Origin of the sequence: Micromonospora noduli (genome assembly GCF_003264475.1) — a bacterium.
Lineage (GTDB): Bacteria > Actinomycetota > Actinomycetes > Mycobacteriales > Micromonosporaceae > Micromonospora > Micromonospora noduli.
The window spans coordinates 167,728-191,131 of sequence record NZ_PYAC01000023.1; the positions used below are offsets into that span (position 1 = coordinate 167,728).

General features: G+C 72.0%; 18 protein-coding genes. 12 read left to right on the forward strand and 6 right to left on the reverse strand.

Features of this window, described 5'->3' with window-relative positions; all coding sequences use genetic code 11:
• Positions 1 to 127: 127 nt before the first annotated feature.
• From MED15_RS22890 to MED15_RS22905, 4 genes are read left to right on the forward strand one after another with little or no spacing between them, the layout of a single operon-like run.
• Positions 128 to 3,313, forward strand: coding sequence for an ABC transporter permease (locus MED15_RS22890; protein WP_112736893.1), 3,186 nt, complete (start codon positions 128 to 130; stop codon positions 3,311 to 3,313).
• Positions 3,310 to 6,018: an FtsX-like permease family protein gene (locus tag MED15_RS22895; protein ID WP_112736895.1), complete on the forward strand. Its 2,709-nt coding sequence runs from the start codon at positions 3,310 to 3,312 to the stop codon at positions 6,016 to 6,018. The genes MED15_RS22890 and MED15_RS22895 overlap by 4 nt, the downstream gene beginning before the upstream one ends.
• A 1-nt stretch (position 6,019) precedes the next feature.
• The gene (locus MED15_RS22900) at positions 6,020 to 7,015 is read left to right on the forward strand and encodes an ABC transporter ATP-binding protein (RefSeq protein WP_112584952.1); all 996 of its coding nucleotides are present in this window, start codon (positions 6,020 to 6,022) and stop codon (positions 7,013 to 7,015) included.
• A gap of 11 nt (positions 7,016 to 7,026) precedes the next feature.
• Positions 7,027 to 7,752: an ABC transporter ATP-binding protein gene (locus MED15_RS22905; protein ID WP_112585561.1), complete on the forward strand. Its 726-nt coding sequence runs from the start codon at positions 7,027 to 7,029 to the stop codon at positions 7,750 to 7,752.
• Positions 7,753 to 7,941: 189 nt separating this feature from the next.
• On the opposite strand, the gene MED15_RS22910 is transcribed toward MED15_RS22905, so the two are convergent.
• Entirely contained in the window at positions 7,942 to 8,454 is a 513-nt protein-coding gene (locus MED15_RS22910; protein WP_146766740.1) for a hypothetical protein, read from the reverse strand.
• A gap of 63 nt (positions 8,455 to 8,517) precedes the next feature.
• Positions 8,518 to 8,970 (reverse strand): GNAT family N-acetyltransferase, encoded by a 453-nt coding sequence (locus MED15_RS22915; RefSeq protein WP_112604261.1) that lies wholly within the window; start codon positions 8,968 to 8,970, stop codon positions 8,518 to 8,520.
• A 74-nt stretch (positions 8,971 to 9,044) separates the two neighbouring features.
• Here MED15_RS22915 and MED15_RS22920 point away from each other — a divergent pair, with 74 nt between their 5' ends.
• Positions 9,045 to 9,557, forward strand: coding sequence for an ion channel (locus MED15_RS22920; protein ID WP_112584958.1), 513 nt, complete (start codon positions 9,045 to 9,047; stop codon positions 9,555 to 9,557).
• Here MED15_RS22920 and MED15_RS22925 read toward each other — a convergent pair.
• Complete coding sequence (locus MED15_RS22925; protein ID WP_112585563.1) at positions 9,484 to 11,055, reverse strand: alpha/beta hydrolase; 1,572 nt, start codon at positions 11,053 to 11,055, stop codon at positions 9,484 to 9,486. The two genes, MED15_RS22920 and MED15_RS22925, sit on opposite strands and share 74 nt — an antisense overlap.
• A gap of 58 nt (positions 11,056 to 11,113) precedes the next feature.
• Entirely contained in the window at positions 11,114 to 12,229 is a 1,116-nt protein-coding gene (locus tag MED15_RS22930) for an ATP-dependent DNA ligase (protein WP_112584960.1), read from the reverse strand.
• 135 nt (positions 12,230 to 12,364) lie between these two features.
• On the opposite strand from MED15_RS22930, the gene MED15_RS22935 reads away from it, so the two are divergent.
• Positions 12,365 to 12,577 carry a hypothetical protein gene (locus MED15_RS22935; RefSeq protein WP_112584962.1) on the forward strand — a complete coding sequence of 71 codons (213 nt, stop codon included), beginning with the start codon at positions 12,365 to 12,367 and terminating at the stop codon, positions 12,575 to 12,577.
• A gap of 170 nt (positions 12,578 to 12,747) precedes the next feature.
• Positions 12,748 to 13,170, forward strand: coding sequence for an SRPBCC family protein (locus tag MED15_RS22940; RefSeq protein ID WP_112584964.1), 423 nt, complete (start codon positions 12,748 to 12,750; stop codon positions 13,168 to 13,170).
• Here MED15_RS22940 and MED15_RS22945 read toward each other — a convergent pair.
• Complete coding sequence (locus MED15_RS22945) at positions 13,145 to 13,639, reverse strand: GNAT family N-acetyltransferase (protein WP_112736899.1); 495 nt, start codon at positions 13,637 to 13,639, stop codon at positions 13,145 to 13,147. The genes MED15_RS22940 and MED15_RS22945 overlap by 26 nt on opposite strands.
• A gap of 97 nt (positions 13,640 to 13,736) precedes the next feature.
• On the opposite strand from MED15_RS22945, the gene MED15_RS22950 reads away from it, so the two are divergent.
• Complete coding sequence (locus tag MED15_RS22950) at positions 13,737 to 14,240, forward strand: DUF1990 family protein (protein ID WP_181518633.1); 504 nt, start codon at positions 13,737 to 13,739, stop codon at positions 14,238 to 14,240.
• A 21-nt stretch (positions 14,241 to 14,261) separates the two neighbouring features.
• Here the strand turns inward: MED15_RS22950 and MED15_RS22955 are convergent, their stop codons facing one another.
• The gene (locus MED15_RS22955; protein ID WP_112736901.1) at positions 14,262 to 15,182 is read right to left on the reverse strand and encodes a DNA-3-methyladenine glycosylase family protein; all 921 of its coding nucleotides are present in this window, start codon (positions 15,180 to 15,182) and stop codon (positions 14,262 to 14,264) included.
• A gap of 506 nt (positions 15,183 to 15,688) precedes the next feature.
• Between MED15_RS22955 and MED15_RS22960 the strand changes: the two genes are divergently transcribed.
• The 4 genes from MED15_RS22960 to MED15_RS22975 are packed head-to-tail and all read left to right on the forward strand — an operon-like array spanning position 15,689 to position 23,400.
• A complete protein-coding gene (locus MED15_RS22960) occupies positions 15,689 to 17,551 on the forward strand; it encodes a stealth family protein (RefSeq protein ID WP_112584972.1) in 1,863 nt (620 codons plus the stop codon).
• Positions 17,552 to 17,576: 25 nt separating this feature from the next.
• Positions 17,577 to 19,514 (forward strand): PIG-L family deacetylase, encoded by a 1,938-nt coding sequence (locus tag MED15_RS22965; protein ID WP_167457710.1) that lies wholly within the window; start codon positions 17,577 to 17,579, stop codon positions 19,512 to 19,514.
• Complete coding sequence (locus MED15_RS22970; protein ID WP_208646710.1) at positions 19,511 to 21,160, forward strand: stealth family protein; 1,650 nt, start codon at positions 19,511 to 19,513, stop codon at positions 21,158 to 21,160. The genes MED15_RS22965 and MED15_RS22970 overlap by 4 nt, the downstream gene beginning before the upstream one ends.
• Positions 21,157 to 23,400 carry a glycosyltransferase family 4 protein gene (locus MED15_RS22975; RefSeq protein ID WP_112736903.1) on the forward strand — a complete coding sequence of 748 codons (2,244 nt, stop codon included), beginning with the start codon at positions 21,157 to 21,159 and terminating at the stop codon, positions 23,398 to 23,400. The genes MED15_RS22970 and MED15_RS22975 overlap by 4 nt, the downstream gene beginning before the upstream one ends.
• Positions 23,401 to 23,404: the final 4 nt, after the last annotated feature.

A 23,404-nucleotide genomic window follows, 5' to 3' on the forward strand; every position in this document is an offset into this window, starting at 1 on the left:
CCCCGGCGCGCTGGCCGGCCCGACCTGACCCCTCCCGTAATAACGATCATGTAACGGGCGCGAACCTTTCCCGGTAGGTGGCCTGTCTTGATGGTCGTCGGCCCGCCAGGGCCAGGGGAGGCGTCGGATGAAGCTGGTGTGGAGGCGGGCCCGCGAGGCGCGAGGGTTGCTGGTCGCGGCGGTGATCGCAGCCCTCGTCGCCGTCGCGTTGGTCACGGGGCTGTCCGACTACAACCGTCGGGCGGTGGACGCCGGGCAGCGGGCACTGGTCGCCGCCTCGCCCGCCGAGGAGCGCGGCCTTCTGGTCAGTGGCTCGGGTGGGCGGGACACGGCCGAGTTCGCAACCCGGGACAAGGCGGTCCGAGCCGAGTTCGCCACCGGGCTCGGCGGCGTCCCGGTGAGTGTCACCGCCGCCCGTTACGGCACCGGCCGGGAACTGACCGGCGACCTCGGGCAGATCCCGCGTACTGCCGACGAACCGGTCTTCGCGAACCTGGCCACGCTCGCCGACCTCGCCAGCCACGCCGAGCTGACCAGCGGAGCCTGGCCCAGCCCCGGAGCGAACCCCGTCCAGGTGAGCCTGCCCGAGCGGGTCGCCGGCGCCCTCGGCCTGACCGTCGGCGAGCGCGTCCCGGTGCGCGACCGGGCCACCGAACGACGCGGGGAGTTGGTGCTCGCCGGCACCTGGCGGCCCCGCGACCCGTCGGACGCGTACTGGCTGCTGGCCCCCGGGGTGGGGGCGGGCAGTGCCAGTTCCGGCACCTCCTACGGGCCGTTCACGCTCGACCCGGCCGACTTCGCGGCCACCTTCCCGGGCTCGGTGTCGGTGTCCTGGCTGGCCCAACCGGACCTCGGCGCCGTCGACACCGCCGACCTGCCCGCCGTTCGGAAAGCCCTCACCGAGGCGCTCTCGGCCGTGCCCGAGGCCGCCCAACTGGGCAGCTCCGGGCAGACGGTGACCAAGATGCCGCAGTTGCTGGACCGGATCGGTCGCGCCGACCTGGTGGGTCGCTCGTCGCTGGCCACCCCGCTCCTGCTCATTCTGGTGCTCGCCGGGTACGCGCTGGTGCTGGTCGCCGCGCTGCTGCACGAGGACCGCCGCCCGCAGACCGCACTGCTGCGCGCCCGCGGCGCCGCCCGTCGGCAGTTGGCCGGCCTGGCCGCCCGTGAGGCGACACTGGTGGTCGCCCCGGCAGCCGTGCTCGGTCCGCTGATCGCCGGTGAGGCCTTGCGGTACATCCGACCCGGCGGGTCCGGTGACCTCTCCACCGCCGGCGGCAACACCACACTGGTCTGGGCGGCGGCAGCGGCCACCGCGGCCGGCTGCCTCGTCGCCATGGTCCTCCCGGCGCTGCGTGGCGCCGGGACGTACGTCGCCGACATGGCGGCCCGATCCCGGCCGAACCGGGCCGCGAGCGTCCAACGCGCCAGCGTCGACCTGGTGCTCGTGGCGCTCGCCGTGCTCGCCTGGGTGCAGCTGCGCCGGTACGCCTCCCCGCTGGCCGGTTCGGGTGGCCAACTCGGGCTCGACCCGCTGCTGGTCGCCGCCCCGACGCTCGGCGTGCTGGCCGGTGCCGTGCTGGCGTTGCGGGTGCTCCCGCCGCTCACCCGGTTCGCGGAGCGGTTCGTCGACCGACGCCCCTGGACCGCCACCATGTTCGGCATGTGGCAGGCCGGCCGGCGTCCCCACGCCGGCCCGGTGCTGCTGCTCGCCCTCGCCGTCGGCGGCAGCACCCTGGCCTGGTCGCTGATCAGCACCGGCGAGCGGTCCCAGGTCGAGCAGGCCGGCCACACGGTCGGCGCCGACCTCCGGGTGACCGAACGGACCGGGGGCGCCCCACCGACCCGGGCCGGTGAACTCGCCGCGCTGCCGAGCGTCGACCGGGTGCTGCCGGCGTGGCGGGACGAGATCCGGGTCGGGCGGGAGAACCTGCCGGCGACCGTGATCGGTGTCGACCCGGCCAGCGCCCCGGGCGTCGTCCGGCTCGCCGACCGCCTCGGCGACGGATCGGCGTCGGAGCAGTACCGGAGGATGGTCGGCGCGCGGGGAGAGCCCGCCGGCGTCGAACTGCCCGCCGGGGCGCGTGAGATCACCGGCACGATCCGTACCCCGGTGAGCAACGCCGCCCGGTCGCTGAAGGTCGCTGTGACGCTGCTGGTCACCACCCCCGACGGGCTCGCCCTGCGGCTGCCGGCGGCCGACGCCGACAGCGACGGCCGGGCCACCCCGTTCACCGCACGACTGCCCGACCTGGGCGGGGCGCGGCTGCGGCTGGCCGGCTTCGAGGCCGACGGTGGGTTGGCCGCCGGCAACTCCTACGAGCTCCAGGTGGACGGGCTGACGGTGGTCAAGGCCGACGGCACGAAACAACCGGCCGAACTGGGCGGCGACTGGGCCGTGACCGCCCTCGGGCAGGAGCCCATGCCGGTACGGACCACCGGCGCCGGGTTCGCCGCGGCGCGCGCGGTCGACGTGATCCCCGGCGGGCAGTTCGCGTACCAGCCGCCCACCCGGTTCGCTGTCGTGCCGGGCGGAGACAACAAGCCCATACCGGTGTTGATGACCCCCGGGGTCCGCAACGCGCTGAGCCTGCGCGTCGGCGACACCGTCGACCTGACCCTCTCCGGGGCGACGCTGCCGGTGCACCTGGTCGGCGAGCTGGACGCCGTGCCGGCCACCACCGGCGAGGGCGTCCTGCTGGACCTGCCGGCCGCGGTCGACGCGATGATCCGGAGTAGCGGCGCGGTGCGACCCGTACCGGAATGGTGGGTCGGCGCCGCCGACGCGAACGCCGCCGCCCAGGCGGTCAGCGCACTCCCGGGCATCACACTGCTCAACCGGGAGGCGGCCATCGAGGCGGCCGCCGACGACCCGTACTGGCGCGGCTCGCGTACCGGCATGCTCGCCGCCGCGCTCGGCGCGGTGCTGCTCGCCCTCGTCGGCCTGATGGTGGACGTGTGGGCCACCGCGCGGCGTCGGCTCGGCGAGTTCGCGGTCCTGCACACCCTCGGCGCCACGCCCCGGCTGATGGCTCGGGCGCTGCTCGCCGAACAGACGTTCCTCGCCGGCATCGGCGTGGGCGTCGGGCTGTTACTCGGCACCGCGGTCGGCGCGACGATGGCTCCACTGGTCATCCTCACCCCGGCCGCCGGCCGGCCGACACCCCCGGCGGCGTTCGTGCTGCCCTGGGTGCCAATCGGCCTGACCGCGGTCGGTCTGCTGCTGGCGGCGCTCGCCTTCAGCGCGTTCATCGCCACCGGCATCCGTCAGCGGGTGGCGGCGGTGCAGCTGCGAATCGGGGGAGAACGATGAGCGTCGGGGCGGCCGTCCGGCGGGTCCGGGCGTACGGGGGGCAGTTCCTGCTGCTGGCGGTGCTGACCCTGGTGGTCACGCTGCTGATCAGCGGAGTGCCCCGGCTGGTCAACCGGCTCGCCGAACAGGGGCTGCGAGCGCAACTCAACAGCGAGCCGGCCGCCCGCCGGGACATCTCGTACTCCACCAGCATTGAGCCCGCCACGTCGCGGCGGACGGCGATGGGCGACGCCGCCGAACGGTTCGACGCCCTGGCCGCGGAGATGCCGCCGCCGGTGCGTTCGGCAGTGACCGAGCGGTGGTACAGCGTCCAGACCGCAGAGGCCCGCGTGGTCGGGCCGGACCTGGCGGCCCGCAACCTGCTGGTCGACATGAGCCTGCGGGCCATGCCCGACATTCAGGGAGCGAGCACCCTCGTCGAGGGGACGTGGCCGAGCGAGACGTACGTTCCCGACCGGCCGATCGAGGTGGCGCTCGACGTCGACGTGGCCCGCAAGCTCAACCTGCGCGCCGGCAGCCAACTGCGCATCGGCAGAACCGATGACAAGGGCAGACTCATCGACGGTGTCCCGCTGGTGGTGACCGGGCTGTTCCGCCCCGTCGACCGCGCCAACGGCATCTGGGACGGGCTGCCACAGCTGCTGCGGATCATCGAACCGCAGGGCGATGGCCAGCCGTTCGTCATCGTCGGCGTCGTCGCGCAGTCGCCCCTCAACAAGCGGGCCGCCGAGGGCTGGCCGATCCAGTCCAACTGGCGGTACCGACTGGGCGTCGACCGGATCGACGCACGCGAACTGGACCAGATGATCGACGGCCTGCAGGTGATGCAGCGCAACCTGCCGACGGGGCTCACCCTGACCCAGGGTGTCGACGTTCCGTTGCGTGCGTTCGCCGCCCAGATCGACGCCGTCCGGACCCTGCTCGCGGTGATCGCGGCTGGTGTCCTGGCCACCCTGGCGGGGCTCATCGTGCTCGCGGCCAGTTTCGCCATCAGACGACGTCGCTCGGAGTTCGCGCTGCTGCGCGCCCGAGGGGGTGGGGCCACCGCCGGCGCCCGGCGAAGCCTCGCCGAGTCGGTGCTGGTGGTGCCGGTCGCCGCAGTGGTGGGCTGGTGGCTGGGCACCCTGTTCCCCGGTGCCCCGGATCCGACCACGCCTTATGTCATCGGCGTGACCGTGCTGGTCACGCTGGCACTGCCGTTGGCGACACTGGCCGTACCGGCCGGCGGAGCGGGGCGCCGGGACCTGATCCGGGTGCGCCCGTCGGCCCGTCGGCTCACCGTCGAGGTCTCCCTGCTGCTCCTGGCCGGGCTCGCCGCGGTGCTGCTGCGTCGGCGTGGCCTGACGCTCGGCGAGGTGGACCCGCTGCTCGTGTCGGTGCCGGTGCTCCTCGCGATCGCGGCGGCGGTGCTGGCGCTGCGCGCGTACCCCTGGCCGTTGTTGCTGGTCAGCCGGCTGGCCGCGCGGACCCGGGGCAGCGTGGCGTTCCTCGGCACGGCCCGCGCCGGGCGCGCGGCGGTCGCCGCCCCGCTGGTCGTGGTGGTACTGGCGATCGGCACCGCGGCGTTCTGCGCGGTCGTGGCCGCCGGCATCGACGCGAGCAGGGAACGGGCCGCCGCGCAGATCGTGCCCGCCGACGCGGTGATCCGCGGGGAGCGCTTCGCACCCGACACCATCGACGAGCTGGGCCGTCTGCCGGGGGTCCGGGCCGTCACCCGGGTGCTGTACGAGGACGATGAGCGGTTGGCGTCCGACGAGGTCGGCACCGACGCCTTCATCGGGCAGACGGACGTGCTGCTGGTTGACGGCTCGGGGTTGGACAAGGTGGCCCGCGACTCCCAGGTGGACCTGTCGATTCCGGCCGCGCTGCGCACCGCCGCGCCCGGCCCGGGGCCGCTGCCGGCGATCGTCTCACCGGCGGTCGCCGCCGACCTCGCGAAGGCCAAGCTGGACGACTCCGCCTTCATCTCTGTGCAGGGCGAGCGGTACGAGTTCCGGGTGGCCGGCACCGCTGACGGTTTCCCGATGCTGGCGGCGAACGCCAGCCGGTTCGTGATCCTGCCCTGGCAGGCCCTGCCGACGCGTACCACCACACCCGTGCCGACCAGCCTGCTGATCGCCGGGGACCCGCTGGACGCCGAGGCGCTGCGCGTCGCCGGCGACCAGGGGCAGGAGCGCTACCAGCGGGACGGCACGGTCACCGGTCGGGAACGGATGATCGGAGTCACCGTCGACACCCGGGCGGAGGTCCGCCGGGATCTCGGCGAGGGCGGGGCGAACGGGGTGCTGGCCTTCGGGTTCGTGGCCGGCGCCATCGGCGGCACCGTGCTCGGGCTGTTGGCCATCGCGTTCACCGTGTTGGCCGGCGCGCGCGCCCGGGGCCAGGTGCTGTCCCGGCTGCGCACCCTCGGCCTGTCCCGCCGGCAGTGGCGAGGGCTGCTGCTGGTCGAGTTGACCCCGCTGGTCGCGGTGTCGGTGCTGACCGGCGCGCTGGTCGGTGCGGTGCTGCCCCTGCTGCTCAACCCGGTGCTCGGCCTGTCCGCGTTCACCAGTGGTGTGCCGGTCCGGGTGGCTTTCGAGCCCAGCCTGGTCGCCGCGGTGCTCGCGCTCGGGGCGGTCGCCCTCGGCTTCGCGGTCGCCGTCGAGGCCCTGAACAACCGCCGGTTGCGCCTCGGAGAGGTGCTTCGGCTCGGAGAGGAGAGCTGAGATGACCGCTACCGCCCAGACTCCACTGGTGCCTGACCTGGCCGCCCTGCAACAGCGGGCAGCGCTTCGCGCTGCCGAGCGGGCTGGCGGGCAGGACCGCCTCCGCGGGCACATCGTCTGCGACGGCCTGGTGCGCATCTTCAAGACCGAGGGGGTCGAGGTGGTCGCCCTGCAGGGGCTCGACCTGGTCATCGACCGGGGTGAGCTGGTGGCGATCGTCGGTGCCTCCGGTTCGGGCAAGTCGACCCTGCTCAACATCCTCTCCGGTCTGGACACCCCGACCGCCGGTATCGCCCGGGTGGCCGACTACGACCTGCTCTCGCTCTCCGCCAAGCGACGGTTGAGCTACCGCCGGCAGCTGGTCGGGTTCGTCTGGCAGCAGACGGGCCGCAACCTGCTGCCGTACCTCAGCGCGCTGGAGAACGTTGAGCTGCCGATGCAGTTGGCCGGCAAGCGCAGCCGCAGGGCCCGCCGGGAGCGGGCCCGGGAACTGCTCGACCTGGTCGGTGTGGGCTACTGCGCCGACCGGCGGCCCGGGCAGCTCAGCGGCGGCGAACAGCAGCGGGTCGCGGTGGCGGTGGCGGTGGCCAACGACCCGGAGGTGCTCTTCGCCGACGAGCCCACCGGTGAGCTGGACGAAGCGACCGGCGCGGAGGTCTTCGCGGCGCTGCGCACCATCAACGCGGAACTGGGCGTGACCATCGTTGTCGTCACCCACGACCTCGCCGTGGCCACACAGGTCCGCCGGACCGTCGCGATCCGCGACGGCCGGACCGCCTCCGAGGTACGCCGGACCGCGCGGACCGACGCGGACGGCAACACCGAGCTGGTCAGCGAGGAGTACGCGGTGCTGGACCGCAACGGTCGGATGCAGCTGCCCGCTGCGTTCGTCGACGCGCTCTCGCTGAAGGAGCGGGTCCGGCTCGACCTGGAGCCGGATCATGTGCAGGTACGGCCCGGCAACCGGGCCTCGGACGAGCGGGGGGCGCGGGCATGAGCCGGCAGGACATGGTGGTGACCGGTGCGGCCGGTTTCGGCGGTGTGCCCTCGGCGCACCCCGACGAGGTGGTCCGGGTCAGTGGGGTCAGCCGGACCTTCGGCCGTGGTGAGCACGCCGTGCACGCCGTGCGGGACGTGTCGTTCACTGCCAACCGGGGCGAGTTGGTCGCCATCCGAGGTCGGTCCGGGGCTGGCAAGACGACGCTGCTGAACCTGATCGGTGGGCTGGACCGGCCGGACAGCGGTCAGGTGGTGGTGGCCGGGCACGAGGTCACCTCGGCCGGGGAGGCGGAGCTGCTGCGGCTGCGCCGGGGCACCGTCGGGTTCGTGTTCCAGACCTTCGGGCTGGTGCCGATCCTCTCCGCCGCCGAGAACGTTGGCGTGCCGTTGCGGCTGGCGCAGGTGCCGGCCGCGGAACGGGAGGAGCGCGTCGCGGTGCTGCTGGAACTGGTCGGCCTGGGTGGGCACGCCGCGCAGCGCCCGTACGAACTCTCCGGTGGCCAGCAGCAGAGGGTCGCGGTGGCCCGCGCGTTGGCCAATGAGCCGGACCTGCTCATCGCCGACGAGCCCACCGGTCAGCTCGACTCGGAGACCGGCCGGTCCATCATGGACCTGCTGCGCGCGGTGGTGCACGCCCGGGGCATGACGGCCCTGGTGGCCACTCACGACCCGGCCCTGATCGACCTCGCCGACCGGGTGCTCGTTCTGCGCGACGGCCGCCTGGTCGACGGCTGACCGCCATCGAACTGCTGCCCGACGCTGTTCCACGCCTGCCGCTTGCGGCGGTTGAGCGGCGGGTGGCTGGGCGGCGGATGGTGGTCCGCGCTCGCTGTGGAGCTGATGTCGTCAACGAATCGCCGGACGGTGACTCGTCTACGACATCAGCTCCACAGCCTTGTACGGCGGTGGGGCGAGGGAGTTCCCCTACTGCGTCTGGTCGGGCCGGTCGTGTTTGGGCCGGTCGTTGCTGGGTTCGTCGGTGCGCTTCTGGCCGTCAGGAAGAGACCCGGCCAGCGGGATCAGCAAATAGCCCAGCAGGGCGAGGAGAAGACCGGCGCCCGGCCCGGTCGAGATCAACTCGTGTCTGGCGTAGGGGTCCTCGGCCTCGAAATACCAGTACGTCCCGGTGAGGCTGCCGCAGGCGAGCACGTTGGAGATGAGCATTCCCAGGCTGGCCTGCCGCCAGACCCCGCGGGCCGGGCCGGTGTTGGCGAGCGACAGCGCCGCGAACACGGCAGCGGTCACCGCGAACGGGAGCGCCCAGCCGAGCACCTTCGAACCCGGAGTGGTTTCCGTCCGATCCAGGTAGACGCTGCGCCAGGCGGGCAGCCAGAACGCGACGACGACCAGGAGGACGCCGACCGCCAACAGCGCCGAGCCAGTCCGCCGCCATGACGGGCGCGACGGTGCGGCGCCGGGCATCGTCGGCCTGCTCATGGCAGCGAACGTAACCCGGTCGGGGCGACTCCCACTGCCCCGCCGGGTGAACGCGACGCCGGATCAGAGCGCGAGCTTCATGCCCTCGTGGCTGGCCACGAAGCCGAGGCCCAGGTAGAAGCGGTGCGCGTCCCCGCGGGTCTTGTCGGTGGTGAGCTGCACCAGCGCGCAGCCACGCTCGCGAGCCCGGTCGATCGCCCAGGTCATCAGGTCCCGGCCCAGCCCCTGGCCACGCCGGTCGGAGCGGACCCGGACCGACTCGATCAGCGAGCGCTCGCTGCCGTGCCGGCCCAGGCCGGGGATGTAGGTGATCTGCAGGCAGCCGACCAGTTCGCCGGCCTGCTCGGCCACGATCAGCTGGTTGCGTGGGTCCGCGTCGATGGCCGCGAACGCCCTCTCGTACGCCTCGTCGACCTCGGTGAAGTCGCGGGCCTTGCCCAGGACGTCGTCGGCGAGCAGGGCGATGACGGCGGGCAGGTCCGCCCGGGCGGCCTCCCGGTAGATCACGTCGCTCATACTGGCGATCCTGGCACAGCGAAACCGAGGAATGGGTCTGTGCCGGTTGCGGGCAACGGGCAGCATGGGGCGGCATGGAGCTAGTGCTGCTGCCGTTCCGCTGGATATACCGGGCGTTGGTGTGGTTCGCGAACTCGCCCCGCACGCTGATCACCTCGTACCTGTTGATGATCGTGGTGGCCGGTTTCATCTACGGCGAGGTCGAGGAGCGCAGCCCCGCCGACGCCGTCTGGTGGGCTGTGGTGACCGCCTCGACCGTCGGATACGGCGACATCTCGCCGACCACCTGGGCGGGCCGGACGCTGGCCGCGCTGCTCATCTCGACCATGGTGCTGCTGGTCATCCCGCTGATCACCGCGCACTTCGCGAGCCGGCTCATCGTCGACGACAACGCCTTCGAGCATGAGGAGCAGGAGCAGCTCAAGGCCGACGTGCGCCGAATGCGGGCGCTACTGGAGGAGTTGGCCACCCGGCAGGGGATCGATCTGCCCCCGCTGCCACCGGCTCAGCCCGTCAGCGGGCCGGGCAGCGCTTCCCCTCCGGTGGGACGGTCAGGTCGATCAGGTAGGCGTCGACCGCGTCGGTGATGCAGGACGTCTGCGGGTAGGCGGTGTGCCCCTCGCCCTCCCAGGTCAGCACCCGACCGACACCCAGCATCGACGCGAGTCGTGGGGTCTGCTCGTACGGCGTCGCCGGGTCGCCTGTGGTGCCGACCACCACGATCGGCGGTGCGCCGTTCGCCTTCCCGGTCGGGTACGGGTCACGCCCGCCCGGCCATTCGACGCAGCTCAGCATGCCGACCGCCAACGCCGGCCCGAACAGCGGATATTTTCCGCGCCACTCGGACTGCAACCGGCGGATCTGCTCCCGGCTCGGCTTCTCCGTCTCGTCGGCGCAGTTGATGGCCAGGTTGGCGTCGAACAGGTTCGAGTAGTGCCCGTTGTCCTCCCGGCCGGCGTACGCGTCGGCGAGTCGGAACACGTCCTTCGGGTCGCCCTCGGCGAGTTTGTCGATCGCCTGGGCCAACTCCTGCCAGCCGGATTCGGTGTAGAGCGAGGAGATGACGGCGTAGAACACCCAGCCGGCGGTGGCCTCCCGCCCATCGGCGCCGCGTACCGGGGAGACCTTGGCCTTGTCGATGGCCGAGGTGACCGCGGCGCGGGCGTCCGGGGCGATCGGGCAGCGGCCAGCGTTCGCCGCGCACCAGCGGGTGAAGTTGGTGAAGGCCCGTTCGAAGCCGCGGGCCTGGCTCTCCGAGCCCTCGACCAGCCGCTGCTGCGGGTCGACCGCGCCGTCGAGCACCAGCGCCCGCACCCGCTGTGGGTAGAGCTGGGCGTACGTGGCACCGAGCAGGGTGCCGTACGAGTAGCCCAGGTAGGTGAGCTTGTCGTCGCCCACGGCGGCGCGTACCGCGTCCATGTCGCGGGCGGCCTGCTCGGTGCCGTACAGCGGCAACTGGTCGCCGTAGCGGTCGCCGCAACCGCGCCCGATCCGCTGGCTCAGGCCGACGAAGCCGTCGAATGCCGCCTGGCTCGCCGGGTCCGGGTCGAAACCGAAGCTGGCGTCCAGGTCGGCGTCGGAGATGCACTTCACCGGGCTGGACCGGGAGACCCCGCGCGGGTCGAAGCCGACGATGTCGAAGCGCTCGGTGATCGAGGCGGGCAGCCCGCCGAACTGGGGGCCGAAGGAGAGGTAGACGGCGGTGTCGACACCGGAACCGCCCGGACCACCCGGGTTGATCACCAACGAGCCGACCCGGTCGCGCTGCTTGGTGGACCGGGCGCGCAGCAGGGCGATCTCGAAGGTCTGCCCGGCGCCCGGGCCGGCGCTCGCCCCGCCGCCGGTGCCCCAGTCACGGGGCACCGCGATCCGGGTGCACTCGTAGCGCATGTTCGGTGCGCTCCGCCCGACCAACTCGTCGGGCACCTCCGGGCAGGGCCGCCAGTTCGGTGCGCTGCCGGTCGGGGCGGCCGCGCCCTCCACCTCGGTGCGCGGCGCGAACGCCGGCAGCGTGCAACCGGCGGTGAGCAGCGCGGCGACGCCGAAGGCGGCCAGAGTGCGACGGACCCGGCGGCTGGTCGCCATCCGAGGCTGGTCGGCGGTGCGGGTCACGTGGTCCTCCGGAATCGGGTCGACGGCCAGGCTACGCCGAGCCGGTGGCGGCTCGGTCCACGGTGGCCGTCGGGTCGCCGCGCAGCACCTGGTCCACGTCGAAGCGGATCGGCCGGTCGAGCTGGTCGTAGCGGCAGGATCGGGGGTCGCGGTCCGGGCGCCACCGAACGAACTGCGCGGTGTGCCGGAACCGTTCGCCCTCCATGGCGTCGTAGCCCACCTCGACCACCAACTCGGGGCGCACCGGCTCCCACTCCAGGTTCTTGGTGCCGGTCCACCGGCTGACCCCACCGGGGATGCGTTGGCCACGCTCGTGGTCGCCGTGCACCCACGGGTGCTCGCCGCCGGTGTCCCGATAGGGCGCCAGCTCGTCGAGCAACTCGGCGCGGCGGGCCATGCTGAACGACGCGCTCACCCCCACGTGGTGCAGGACCCCGGCGTCGTCGTACAGGCCGAGCAGCAGCGAGCCCACCACCGGGCCGGACTTGTGCCAGCGGAAGCCGGCCACCACCGCGTCCGCGGTGCGGGCGTGCTTGACCTTGAACATCAGTCGCTTGCCCGGCTCGTACGGCAGGTCGGCGGGCTTGACGATCAGACCGTCCAGCCCGGCGCCCTCGAAGACGTCGAACCAGCGCCGCGCGGTGTCCGGGTCGGTGGTGACCTGGGTGACGTGGACCGGCGGGCGCACCCCGGCCAGCGCCTCGACCAGCCGCTCCCGGCGGCGCGGGTAGGGCTGGTCGAGCAGGGCCTCGTCACCGATCGCCAGCAGGTCGAACGCGACGAAGTCGGCAGGGGTGGTCTCGGCCAGCATCTTCACCCGGGACGCGGCCGGGTGGACGCGCTGGGCCAGCAGCTCGAAATCCAGCCGGGGCTGGCCGCTCGGCCCGTCACGCCGAATCACGATCAACTCCCCGTCGACCGCGCACCGCTCCGGCAGCTGCCGGCGGGCCTGCTCGACCACCTCGGGGAAGTAGCGGGTCATCGACTTGCCGCCCCGGCTGGCCAACTCGACCTCGTCGCCGTCGCGGAACACGATGCACCGGAACCCGTCCCACTTGGGCTCGTAGGTCACCCCTGGCGTGGTGGGCAGCTTGGGAACGCTCTTGGCCAGCATCGGCTCGACCGGCGGGTTGATCGGCAGGTCCACGCCGACCAGTCAATCAGACGGTGCCGACAGTCGTGAGGCAGATCACCGTGGATGGCGGGGCGGCGTGTCCCACTACGCGCCGCCCGTCCCCACCGGGCGAATCAAATAACCCCAGGTCAGAGCTACTTTCGCGAGGTGTCCGAGTGGGTCTGTGACTGCTGCGGGCGGTGGCGGGTGAGCATCGAGCTGATCCGGGGCCGCTACCGCTTCCGGCTGACCCGCCGCTACCCCGAGCGGTTCGGTGGCGGCCGGAACGTGCTCGGCGAGGTCGGCTCAGTGCCGGAGCTGGAGGAGCTGCTGCGGCGGCGTACCCCGCTCACCCTGGCCGACCTGCGCGAGGCCGCCTGATCCGCGCGGCGGCCGAGGACGGTGTGTGCGGCCGGGAACCACGGGTGCCAGGCCCGGTCCGCTTCCACTGAGGAGGGACGGACGGGATCGAGCACCGGTGTCACAATTCTCCCGACGGCCTCGTCTGCACCCGTGGCGGTGCCGAGCGGCGCCGCCGGGGAGGGGACACCATGCGGTTCGAGGCCGACACCGAGATCGCCGCGGATGCCGAGCAGGTCTGGGCGGTGCTGGTCGACGTGCCCCGCTGGCCCGAGTGGACGGACTCGGTGACCCGGGCCGAGCGAGGGGAGCCGGGGCCGCTCGCCGTCGGCGCGACCGCCCGACTGACCCAGCCGAAGCTGCGGCCGGCGGTGTGGCGGGTCACCGAGCTGACCGAGCGGCGGGAGTTCGTCTGGGTCTCCGACGCGCCGGGTGTGCGGACCACGGCGGAGCACCGGCTGCTGCCGCTGCCCGACGGGCGTACCCGCGTCGAGTTGGCCTTCAGCCAGTCCGGCCCGCTGGCCGGCCTGATCGGCTGGCTGTACGGCGGGCTGTTCCGCCGCTACGTGCGAATGGAGGCCGACGGGCTCAGGCGTCGCTGCGAGCGGGGCTGACGGCCGGCTTCTCCAGCACGGCCAACGAGATGCCGTTCGGGTCCGGGCGGTGCGCCACGATCCGGTAGCCGTGCCGCTGGTACAGCCGCAGGTTGCGCGCGCTGTCCGCGCCGGTGAACAGGGTGAACCGGGCCGCCCGGCCGGCGCAGGCCCGCTCGATGGCGGTGAGCAGTTGCGCGCCGACACCCCGTCCCTGCTGGTCCGGGGCGACCGAGAGGCGGCCGACGTGCGCGGTGTCCCCGTCCAGGTGGGCCCGCACCGAACCGACCAGACGGTGGCCCAACCTGGCGGCGAGCACGATGCTCGGGCCGGCCAGCACCGCCGCGACCTCGTCCAACGTCTCGGTCAGCGGAGGCAGGAAGGGATCGGTGTAGTGCTGCGCCTCGCTCAGGTACGCGGCCCGCTGCACGGTGAGTATCTCGCCGGCGTCCACGACACCGGCCGGGACGATGCTCGCCTCGGCGTTCATCGGGGCAGCACACCACAGCCGCCGTCGCCATCGACGGGCGGCCCGACCGCACCGGTCGTACCCTGACCCGTGTCCGGTCGAGGTCGAGGGGGCAACGGTGGCCGAGCTGACGTACCCGGAGGTGGGGTCGACCCGGCACGGGCCGCTGCCCGGCGGGTACCACCACCTGCGCCACCGGTATCCGTTGCCGGGCGGCTGCTTCGAGACCGCCGCCGACGCGGTGCTGAGCTGGCGGCTGCACCGTGCCGCCGGCGTCCGGATTCGCACCGAAGCGCCGCGGGCCGTCGCCGGTGTGCTGGTGACCTCCGGCCTCGGGGTCGGTCCGGCCCGCCTCTGGGGGCCGTGCCAGGTGGTCTGGAGCGTGGACTCGCCCACGCTCGCCGGTTTCGGCTACGGCACCCTGCCCGGGCACCCGGAGCGAGGCGAGGAGGCGTTCGAGGTCGTCCGCGACGACACCGGCGCGGTCTGGTTCGAGGTCCGCGCGTTCAGCCTTCCGGACCGTTGGTTCACCCGCACGGGAGGGCCGGCGGTTCGGGCGGTGCAGCACGCGTACGCCTGGTGGCTCGGCCGTACCCTGCGTCGGCTCTGCGTCGGTCGCTGACCGCAGTGGCGCCGGCGAGACTCAGAACCGGGCGAACGAGCGGATCGGGGCGCGCGGGCCGTACTTCGGTGCCCGGATGCCGGCTGCCTCCAGCAGCAGACACACCCGGCCCCGGTGACCTCTGAACGGCTCCAGCAGGGCCATCATCCGGGCGTCGTCGCCCCTCGGTTCGCCGGCGAGCGCCCAGGCCACCGTGTTCGGGATGTGGTAGTCGCCGACGCTGACCGCGTCCGGGTCACCGTACGCGATCCGGACCACCTCGGCGGCCGTCCACGGCCCGATGCCGGGGATCGCGGTCAGCCGGCGGGTGGCGTCGGTGGCGTCGGTGCTGCGCTCCAGGCGATCGGCGAGCGCGGCGGCGCGACGGAGCGTGTCGGCTCGGCGCTGCTCCACCCCGAAGGGGTGGAACACCCAGTACGGAGCCGCGGCCACGGAGGCTGCCTCGGGCGGCAGGAGCAGCGGCTGCAACGGGCCGGGAGCCGGCTCCCGGAAGTGCCGCACCATCGCCGCGTACGCCCGGTAGGCCTCCTTGCCGGTGACCTTCTGCTCGAAGACCGCGCGCAGCAGTCGGGGGAAGACCTCGCCGGTGGCGGGCATCCGGAGGCCCCGGTGCTCCCGGGCCAGCCGGGCGACCAGCGGGTGCGCCGCGGCCAGTTCGGTGAAGCCGGTCAGGTCGTCGCGTAGCCCGGCTATCGCGTCGGCGCGGGCGAGGACGTGCTCGGCGCCGGGCCCGTACCCCTCCGCGAGCAACTCGCCGCCAGCCGGTCGCAGCGCGAGCGTTGCCGGACCGTCCGGGGTGCGGGTGGCCCACCAGAAGGTGCCGGCCGCCACCCGGGCGCACGGGTCGTACGGGCTGAAGGTGAGCGTGCGGACCGACGCGGTCAGCCGGTAGCCGACCGGCGGGTGCAGCACCCTGGTAGCGGCGGGTCCGGTCTCGGTCACCCCGCTACTCTGCCAGGTCACGGTGGGGGCTGACGAGCGGGCCGTACCGGTCCCGCCCGCGGTTGAGGAGCTTCGCGAGGATACGTTCGGCCGACCGTCCCGGTGTCGTTGAACCACCCGAATGGCCAGGATTATCTTGGCAAACAGGTACATACCGCCCTTATGTCACTTTAGGCGGTGGGCCAGGTATCGATCATGTGGTTGTTTGATGGCCTGCAGGTAAACGCACTGCCCCGGGCCACCTGCGGCGGCCAACAACTTCCACTCGTGGGAGAACGCGGTCCGGCCCGGAGACCGGTGTCCCGCCGACAGCCGCCACCAGGCGGCCGCGCGGCCGACGCTGGATCGCCACGCAGTGCCAACGGGGGATCTGTGGAAGGGCATGCAGTGATGGCTGCGCGAGTCTGTGTCGAATCATCGCGAGTGGGATCTCACCCCGCTACCCGTTCGCGGGGCTGACGGGTGCCCGCTGACAAGGCGGTCGTAGCGAGCGGACGGCCCAGCGCATGATCGCCCTGAAGGTCTATCGACTCCTGCCGTCGCCGGCACGGCGGCGGCTGCTGCGTCTGCTGCCCGCGCACCGGCGGATCGGCCTGGTTCAGACGCTCTCCCGCCCGCGCGGCGGCGACACAGTGCACCCCCTCGGAGCCCGGGTGGCGGTGACCGACGGTGGCGTTCGAACCCGGGCCGAGATCGTCGCCACGGCGACGCCGTTGGAACAGTGGCACCGCAACCTCACCGCCGTCACCACCGCGCTGCACGCCGCGGGCATCGAATACCACTGCATTCGTAACGACGACCACCTGCGCAGCACCGTCGCGGTCCTCGACGACCAGCGGCCGGCTGTACAACGCCTGATCCGCTCCGCGCCGGCGCTGTCCGGCGCGGACGTCCGGGTGGTGCAGGTCCGGCCCCGTCGGGACCAACCGGACGCCGCCCCGACCGAGGTGATCCAGGTCTGCTTCCCGGTCACCGATGCCCGCGCCGGTGTGGTCCTCGGCGCCCAGTTCGCGTGCGAGATCGAGTTCTGGAGCCGGCACGGGGACATGGTCCGCGCTCCCCGGCGCAACGGGGTCGTCGACGAGGCCCCTGCCCGGGCGCAGCCGGTCCGGGTGGCAGCGGCGCTGATGAGCCACTTCGTGCCCGAGGCCGACGACCACACCTACGGCACCCGCCGGGACCTGGCCGTCCGCGCGCCGGACCGGGTCGGCTTCCCGATCGACGCCGTCTACACCTGGGTGGACGGCTCCGACCCGCAGTGGCTGAAGCGGAAGTCGCTGGCGCTCGGCGCTCCGGACGGCCCGGTGCACGCGGTCGCCGCGAACTCGTCGCGCTACCACAACCGCGACGAGCTGCGGTACTCGTTGCGGTCGTTGCACAGCTTCGCGCCCTGGCTACGGCGGATCTTCCTGATCACCGACAGCCAACTGCCGAGCTGGCTCGACCCGAGCCATCCGATGATCACGGTCATCTCGCACGCCGAACTCTTCGCCGACCTCGGCGGCCGGTCGTCGTACAACTCGCACGCCATCGAGTCCCGCCTGCACCGCATCGACGGACTGGCCGAACACTTCCTCTACCTCAACGACGACGTGTTCCTCGGTCGCCCGCTGCTGCCGAACCACTTCTTCCACGCCAACGGGATCGCGAAGTTCTTCCCCTCGCCGGCCCAGTTCGGTCTTGGGGAGGCGAAGCCGGAGGACCCGCCGGTGAAGGCCGCCGGAAAGAACAACCGTCGGCACATCCAACGGCAGTTCGGCGTGACCATCACGCAGAAGATGAAGCACACCCCGTTCGCGCTGCGCCGCAGCATCATGCAGCAGATCGAGGGCATGCTGCCGGACGAGGTGACCGCCACCGCGCGGCACCGGTTCCGGCACCACGGCGACCTGTCCATCCCGTCGTCGCTGCACCAGTACTGGGCGTTCCTGACCGCGCAGGCCGTCCCCGGCGACATCGAGTACGAGTACGCCGACCTGGGTCACCCCTCGACCCCGGCCCGGCTGGCCGAGCTGCTGGCCCGCCGGCACCGTGACGTGTTCTGCCTCAACGACACCGACTCCGACCCTCGGTCGTTCGCCGAGCAGGAGCGGATGCTGGCCGACTTCCTGCCGCGCTACCTGCCCTTCCCCGCCCCGTTCGAGCTGCCGGACGACGTGGTGGCGGAGCGGCGGAAAGTGGGCGCGGGGGAGCTGTGGAGGCGCTCGTACCGTCCGGTGCCGGATGCCCGTCGGGGCACCCCGGTCGACGCGCCCACAATGCCCAACAACATGCTCAACACGGTCACCGACTTCAAGGCCGTCCTCGGCTCAAGAGAGCAACCGGGCCGGCGACGATCCGATCCGTCTGGGGAGCGCCATGACATCTGACCGCCGTCCGCGGTCCATGGCGGTCATGGCCCACCAGGACGACGATCTCTACTTCCTGAACCCGCTACTCGCCAGCCAGCTGCGACACAGCGCGACACACCTGACGGTCTGCCTGACCTCTGGTGAGGCGGATGGACGTAACGCCCCCGGTGGGTCGGCGGCACACGCCGCGCTGCCGGTGGACTTCGAGGGCTTCGCCGCCGCGCGGTTCAACGGGCTCCGCTCGGCGTACGGCGAGATGGTTCTCGGTGACCGGGACGCCAAGTGGCACCGTGCGGCGATCACCCTGGGCTCGACGGCCGAGGCGGACCTTTCGACGCTGGTCGACGCGCCGTGGATCCGGTTGATGTCGCTGAACCTCTGGTGTGCGCCGCCCCCCGGCTCGCCGGTCGGAGCTGGGTCGCTGCCACAGTTGTGGACCGGCGAAGCCACTGTCACGCCCACCATGGTCCCGCTGGGTTCGCCGGTCTCCGGTACCTTCGCCTACTCTCGGGAGGACCTGATCGAGGCGCTGCTGCACCTGCTGCGCGACGTCGAGCCGACGCTGTTGTGGACGATGGACCCGGATCCCGATCGTCAACTGCACGACAAGGCGAACCCACAGCACGCCGACACCGGTGATTACTCCGACCACCTCTCCCACACCATCACCGGGCTGTTCGCACACGAGGCGGCCCAACGATGGTTCGCTGAGGGCGGTGGCAGCGCCACGATCGTCGAGGCGTTCCGCGGCTACTACGTCCGACGGTGGCCGTCCAACCTCAGCCCTGAGGCGCGGGCACTCAAGCAGCGATACAAGGACACCTACGGGTGGGCCGACGGTCGCCCCGCCGACGGACCCGTCGGCCACGGTGACCGCAAGGTCGGCGGCGATGCGATCGGCACCGGGAACGCCTCCGGAACCACGTTGCGCTATCCCGGCTCGCGGACCTGGGCGGTACCGGGCCCGAACGGTGAGTTGTCGGCCTTCGCCGTGCGTGGCGGCCAGGTGGTTCACTGGCAGCAGGCCGGCTCGGGCGCGTTCACCCCGAGCCGGGTGGTTCCCGGCAGCAGGCTCCTGCCGTACGTCGCCGCGTTGGCCACCCCGAGCGGCGGCTGGCGGCTCTTCGCGGTGCGGCAAGAACTCACGGCAGTGCCCGATCGGCACGTCCGTGACATCTGGACAACCGTATTGCCCGGCGCCGGCGACGCCAGCGTTCGCTGGGAGTCGCTCGGCAACCCCGCCGGGCGAAATGCCCCGTCGGATCGACGGAACATCGGCATGCCGCACGCTGTCTCCCTGTCTGACGGGGGTGTCCTGTTGCTGGCCCGGAACGCCGGCAAGGGACTGAGCGCCCGGCTGTACGACGGGACGTCCTGGACGCAGTGGCAGGACCTCGGTGGCCGGGACATCCAGGACGGCCTGGCTGCTGTGACGTGGAACGACCACCACGTGGAGGTGCTGGCCGCCGGGCGCGCTGGAATCGGACGTTGGCTGGTCTCCGTGCCGGACCTCAGCGCCGAGTACGCCCGGCTGGAGACCGAGGCGCCGGCAGGCCCGCCTGCCGTGACGCGGCTGCCCGACGGCGAGCGACTACTTCTGTTCCGGCGACGGGACTCGGCGTCCGTGCTGTCGTACCGTACGCGCGGCGGCGGCCGGGACTGGGACCTGTCGACGGCCGCTGACCTCGGTGGTCACGGCGGTCCCGGCCCGCTGACCGCTCGGTTCGTGTCCGAAGCGGGCGCGGTCCTGCTGGCGGTCCGAGACGACGCGTCCGGCTCCAGCGTCGCGTGGCTGGACCCGGCCGGGTCGACGCCCTGCCGCTGGCTCCGCGAGTCAACGCCGATTACTGGTGGCCACGCGGTGCAGGTCGACGCGTCCGGCTGCGCCGTCCTCCTGGCCGTGTCGACATCCGGCGGGCTCCTCGCCTCGCGACCGGACCAATTCGGATCGTCCTTGAACCCGATGAAGGAAGTGCCGTGAACAACACGCCGGTGGTACCGCAGCGCGCGGGCGCGCCATCCCGGGCTGCCGACGCGGCCAGGTCCGCGCCGGTGGGGAGCGCCGGGCCAGACCTCCCCGCGCTTCGCGAGGTCCTGGTCGACGGTGGACGTCGTACCGCGCACGTGCACGCCGACCTGACTCCGATCCTGGGGCGTCGGCTGAACGTCGACGCGGTGAGCGGCGCGCTGGACGAGCACGGGGTGGACTACTTCCTTGTCCGCGGCATGGACGACCGGACGCCGGTGATCGGCGTCAGTGAGGTTGATCGGCTTGCCGCGTTGAGCGCCCTGGAGAAGTTGGGCGGGGTCGAGACCTGCTACGTGAGCCAGGTTCTGCCCCGGCCGCCGATCGTCGGCGGCCTCACGGACGCGTCGGAGGCGCCGGCCTGGACCGAGCTGTACGCCGCTCAGGCGATCAAGCTGACCTGGTTCCGCGCCGACCCGACCCTCAAGCTGATCCTGGGCCCGGCGTACGGCTGCGAGATCGAGTTCTGGAAACCCGACCGGGCCGCCGGGCTGCTCCGTTCGCCCCGTCCCAACCGGATGATGCGGGCGGTGGCACTGGATGGCACGCCGGTGCAGGTGGACGAGCATCGGCTGACCCGCCTCGCCTCTCCGGCGAAATGGCACCCGCCCCGGCGTAGCCGCGCGGAGTTCGACCGCCTGCTCCCGGACGACATCGACTTTCCCATCGACGTGGTCTACACCTGGGTGGACGGCGCGGACCCCCAGTGGCAGCAACGTCGTGCGGGCGTCCGTGGTGAGTCGCTGCACGCCGAGGCGGCGAGTGAGTCGCGGTACATCAACCGCGACGAGTTGAAGTTCTCGTTGCGATCGCTACACCTGAACGCCCCGTGGGTCCGCAACATCTACATCGTGACCGACCACCAGCGTCCGGCCTGGCTGGACCTCAGCGCCGGCAACATCTTCCTTGTCAACCACGACGAGATCTTCGCGGCCCCGGACGCCCTGCCGACCTTCAACTCGTGCGCCATCGAGAGTCAGCTGCACCGCATCGATGGGCTCGCCGAGCACTTCTTGTACCTCAACGACGACATGTTCTTCGGTCGCCCCCTGGCACCGCAGACGTTCTTCCTGGCCAACGGCAACACCAAGTTCTTCCTGTCGCAGAACCGGATCCCGCTCGGCGAGAAAACCGAGCTGGACAGCCCGGTGGACGCAATGATCAAGAACAATCGGGCCCTGATCGAGAAGCGGTTCGGCCGTACCCTCACCCAGGGCTCCCAGCATGTGCCCTATCCGTTGCGGCGCAGCATCCTCGCGGAGATCGAGCGGGAGTTTCCGGTCGAGCACGAGGCCACCATGCGCAGTCGGTTCCGCAGTGCCGACGACCTGACCATCACGTACTCGCTGCACCACTACTACGCGTTCCTGACCGGCCGCGCGCTGCCCGGGCGCGTCAACTACGGCTACGTCCAACTCGCGGTACCCGACCTCGAAGCGCGGCTGCGGCGAGCGGAGGCACGGCGGGACTGGGACACCTTCTGCATCAACGACGCCTACTCGACGTTCGCCCAACTGCAACACCAGATGACCATCCTCGAGCCGTTCATGGAGGCGTACTTCCCGGTCCCGAGCCCCTACGAACTGAGGATCTCCGGGTGAAATTCGCCTTCCTGATCCACAACATGTACGGCGTTGGTGGCACCAACCGGGCCGTGCTGAACCTGGCCACCGCCCTGGTCGGCCGGGGGCACGGCGTGGAGATCGTCTCCGTGTTCCGCCGCACCGACGAGCCGATGTTCGCCATCGACGACCGGATCGCGCTCGTCCCGCTCCTCGACACCCGACCTGGGCGTCCCGACCGGGCCGATCCCCGGCTCCGGGAGCCGTCCCTGCTGGTGCCGAAGAGCGAGGAGTTCCACACCCAGTACAGCCGGTTGACCGACGAACGGATGATCGACTACCTGCGCTCGACCGGGGCCGACGTCATCGTGGGTACCCGGCCCGGCATCAACATGGTGGTGGCACGGCACGGCCCCGACCACGCGGTCCGCGTGGCGCAGGAGCACATGACGCAGGATCTGATCGACGACGTGCTGAAGGAGGAGATCCGGCTCTCGTACGACCGGATCGACCTGGCCTTCACAGTGACCGAGGCTGACGCCGCCGCCTTCCGATCGGGCAATCCGGTGCCACACACCCGCGTCGTGGCACTGCCGAACAGCGTTCCCCAGCCCACAGTGCCGCTGGCCGACGGGACCAACCGGATCGTGGTCAGTGCGGGGCGGCTCGACCCGATCAAGCGCTATGACCGGCTCATCGCCGCCTTCGCGCGGGCATCCGGCGATCATCCGAGCTGGAAACTGCGGATCTACGGAGATGGCCCGCAACGCCCCGCGCTGGTCGCACAGATCCGCGAGTTGGGGATGTCCGACCAGGTCCAACTGATGGGCCGGCGAGAGGACATGTCCACGGAGTGGGTCAAGGGCTCGATCGCGGCGGTCTCCTCGGAGCGAGAATCGTTCGGCATGACCATCGTGGAGGCGATGCGGCTCGGCCTGCCGGTCGTCAGCACCGACTGCCCGGTCGGACCCCGCGAGATCATCCAGCACGGGGTCGATGGTCTGCTGGTCCCGATGGACGACATCGACGCGTACGCCTCGGCGTTGCGGACGCTGATGCACGACGACGATCTCCGGGCCGGCCTGGCCCGGCAGGCGTTGGCGAACGCGGCGCGGTTCGACCCGGATACGCTCGCCGACTCCTTCGCCCGACAGTGTGACGCCGTGCTGGTCGAGCGAGGCCCGGCGCTCGGGCGGCCCGAGAGGGCCGCCCGGTCGGGCAAGGGGCCGCGCACCGGTCGTTCGGTGCTGGCTCGTAGCGGTGAACTGGTTCGGGAACCCGATCTGGTCCGCCTGTTGGGCGATCCGGTCCTTCGCGGGATCGCGGGCAGTGACCTGGCCCGCCGGGCGAGCCTGGGCGCACTGGTGCGCCTCTCCCGCATTCGGCAGGCCCGCGCCACTTCCGCCCGATTGCAGAAGGCGATCCGGCGGCGGGCCGCCGCACCAGCCGCCGGGCCGACAGTGGACTGTCAGGTGCTGCCGGACCACGGCCTCAGCCTGAGTATCGATGCACCGGACCTCGCTGCGGGCGCGCACCTGTTGCTGCGCGACCGGGACAACGGGCACAAGGTGCGGGTGCCACTGGAAGCGCAGGACGACGGGGGGCGCCAGGTGGCGGTGCTGCCCGCCGACGCGTTGCCGGAGGGCCGCTGGAACGCGTACCTGCAGCCGCTGACGGGGGCGCGCCTCCGACTGTGCCCGGCCCGGATCGACACGCGGGTACTCGCCGGCGGTCACCGACCGGCGGATGATCCGGCCGGTGTGCACGTGGTCCGTTCGCACCTGCCGTACCGCACGGCGGACGGCTTTCTGGCGGTGCGGAGCTGGGTCCGGGCAGAGCACGCCGAGGTGCGGCGGATCGCGCTCAGCGGTGAGCGGGTGTCGATTGAGGCCGTCTGGTGCGGATCCGGCATTCCCGAGCAGGCAGTGCTCCACCGACGGGGTCACCACGAGTGCGCGGTGTCCGTGCCGGTGGTACGGACCCGCAGCGGTCACCTGCGTATCGACGTGGCTGTAGACGAGTTGGCCGCACATCGACTGGGCCGATACGAGGACTGGGATCTGTGGCTGCGGCAGGTCGGCACGGACCGTGAGGTCCGGTTGGGTCTGCTCGTCGACGACATCGTCGACAAGAAACTCGTCTACAACTACCCGGAGATCTACCTGGTGGACGATCCGGGGCTGGATCTCGTGGAGGAGGACCCGGCACCACTGCTGCGGGTCCGCCCGTACTACACCCGCGACAGCGAACTGTCGATCGTCGTCGTCGATCGCCCATGAGCAC

Excerpts from the sequence above, each read along its gene's own strand:
- MED15_RS22925 (WP_112585563.1), bottom strand. The coding sequence starts at position 11,055 with ATGGCGACCAGCCGCCGGGTCCGTCGCACTCTGGCCGCCTTCGGCGTC.
- MED15_RS22940 (WP_112584964.1), top strand. The coding sequence starts at position 12,748 with ATGCGGTTCGAGGCCGACACCGAGATCGCCGCGGATGCCGAGCAGGTC.
- MED15_RS22915 (WP_112604261.1), bottom strand. The coding sequence starts at position 8,970 with ATGAGCGACGTGATCTACCGGGAGGCCGCCCGGGCGGACCTGCCCGCC.
- MED15_RS22960 (WP_112584972.1), top strand. The coding sequence starts at position 15,689 with ATGATCGCCCTGAAGGTCTATCGACTCCTGCCGTCGCCGGCACGGCGG.
- MED15_RS22890 (WP_112736893.1), top strand. The coding sequence starts at position 128 with ATGAAGCTGGTGTGGAGGCGGGCCCGCGAGGCGCGAGGGTTGCTGGTC.
- MED15_RS22910 (WP_146766740.1), bottom strand. The coding sequence starts at position 8,454 with ATGAGCAGGCCGACGATGCCCGGCGCCGCACCGTCGCGCCCGTCATGG.
- MED15_RS22905 (WP_112585561.1), top strand. The coding sequence starts at position 7,027 with ATGGTGGTGACCGGTGCGGCCGGTTTCGGCGGTGTGCCCTCGGCGCAC.
- MED15_RS22900 (WP_112584952.1), top strand. The coding sequence starts at position 6,020 with ATGACCGCTACCGCCCAGACTCCACTGGTGCCTGACCTGGCCGCCCTG.
- MED15_RS22945 (WP_112736899.1), bottom strand. The coding sequence starts at position 13,639 with ATGAACGCCGAGGCGAGCATCGTCCCGGCCGGTGTCGTGGACGCCGGC.
- MED15_RS22965 (WP_167457710.1), top strand. The coding sequence starts at position 17,577 with ATGGCCCACCAGGACGACGATCTCTACTTCCTGAACCCGCTACTCGCC.
- MED15_RS22920 (WP_112584958.1), top strand. The coding sequence starts at position 9,045 with ATGGAGCTAGTGCTGCTGCCGTTCCGCTGGATATACCGGGCGTTGGTG.
- MED15_RS22895 (WP_112736895.1), top strand. The coding sequence starts at position 3,310 with ATGAGCGTCGGGGCGGCCGTCCGGCGGGTCCGGGCGTACGGGGGGCAG.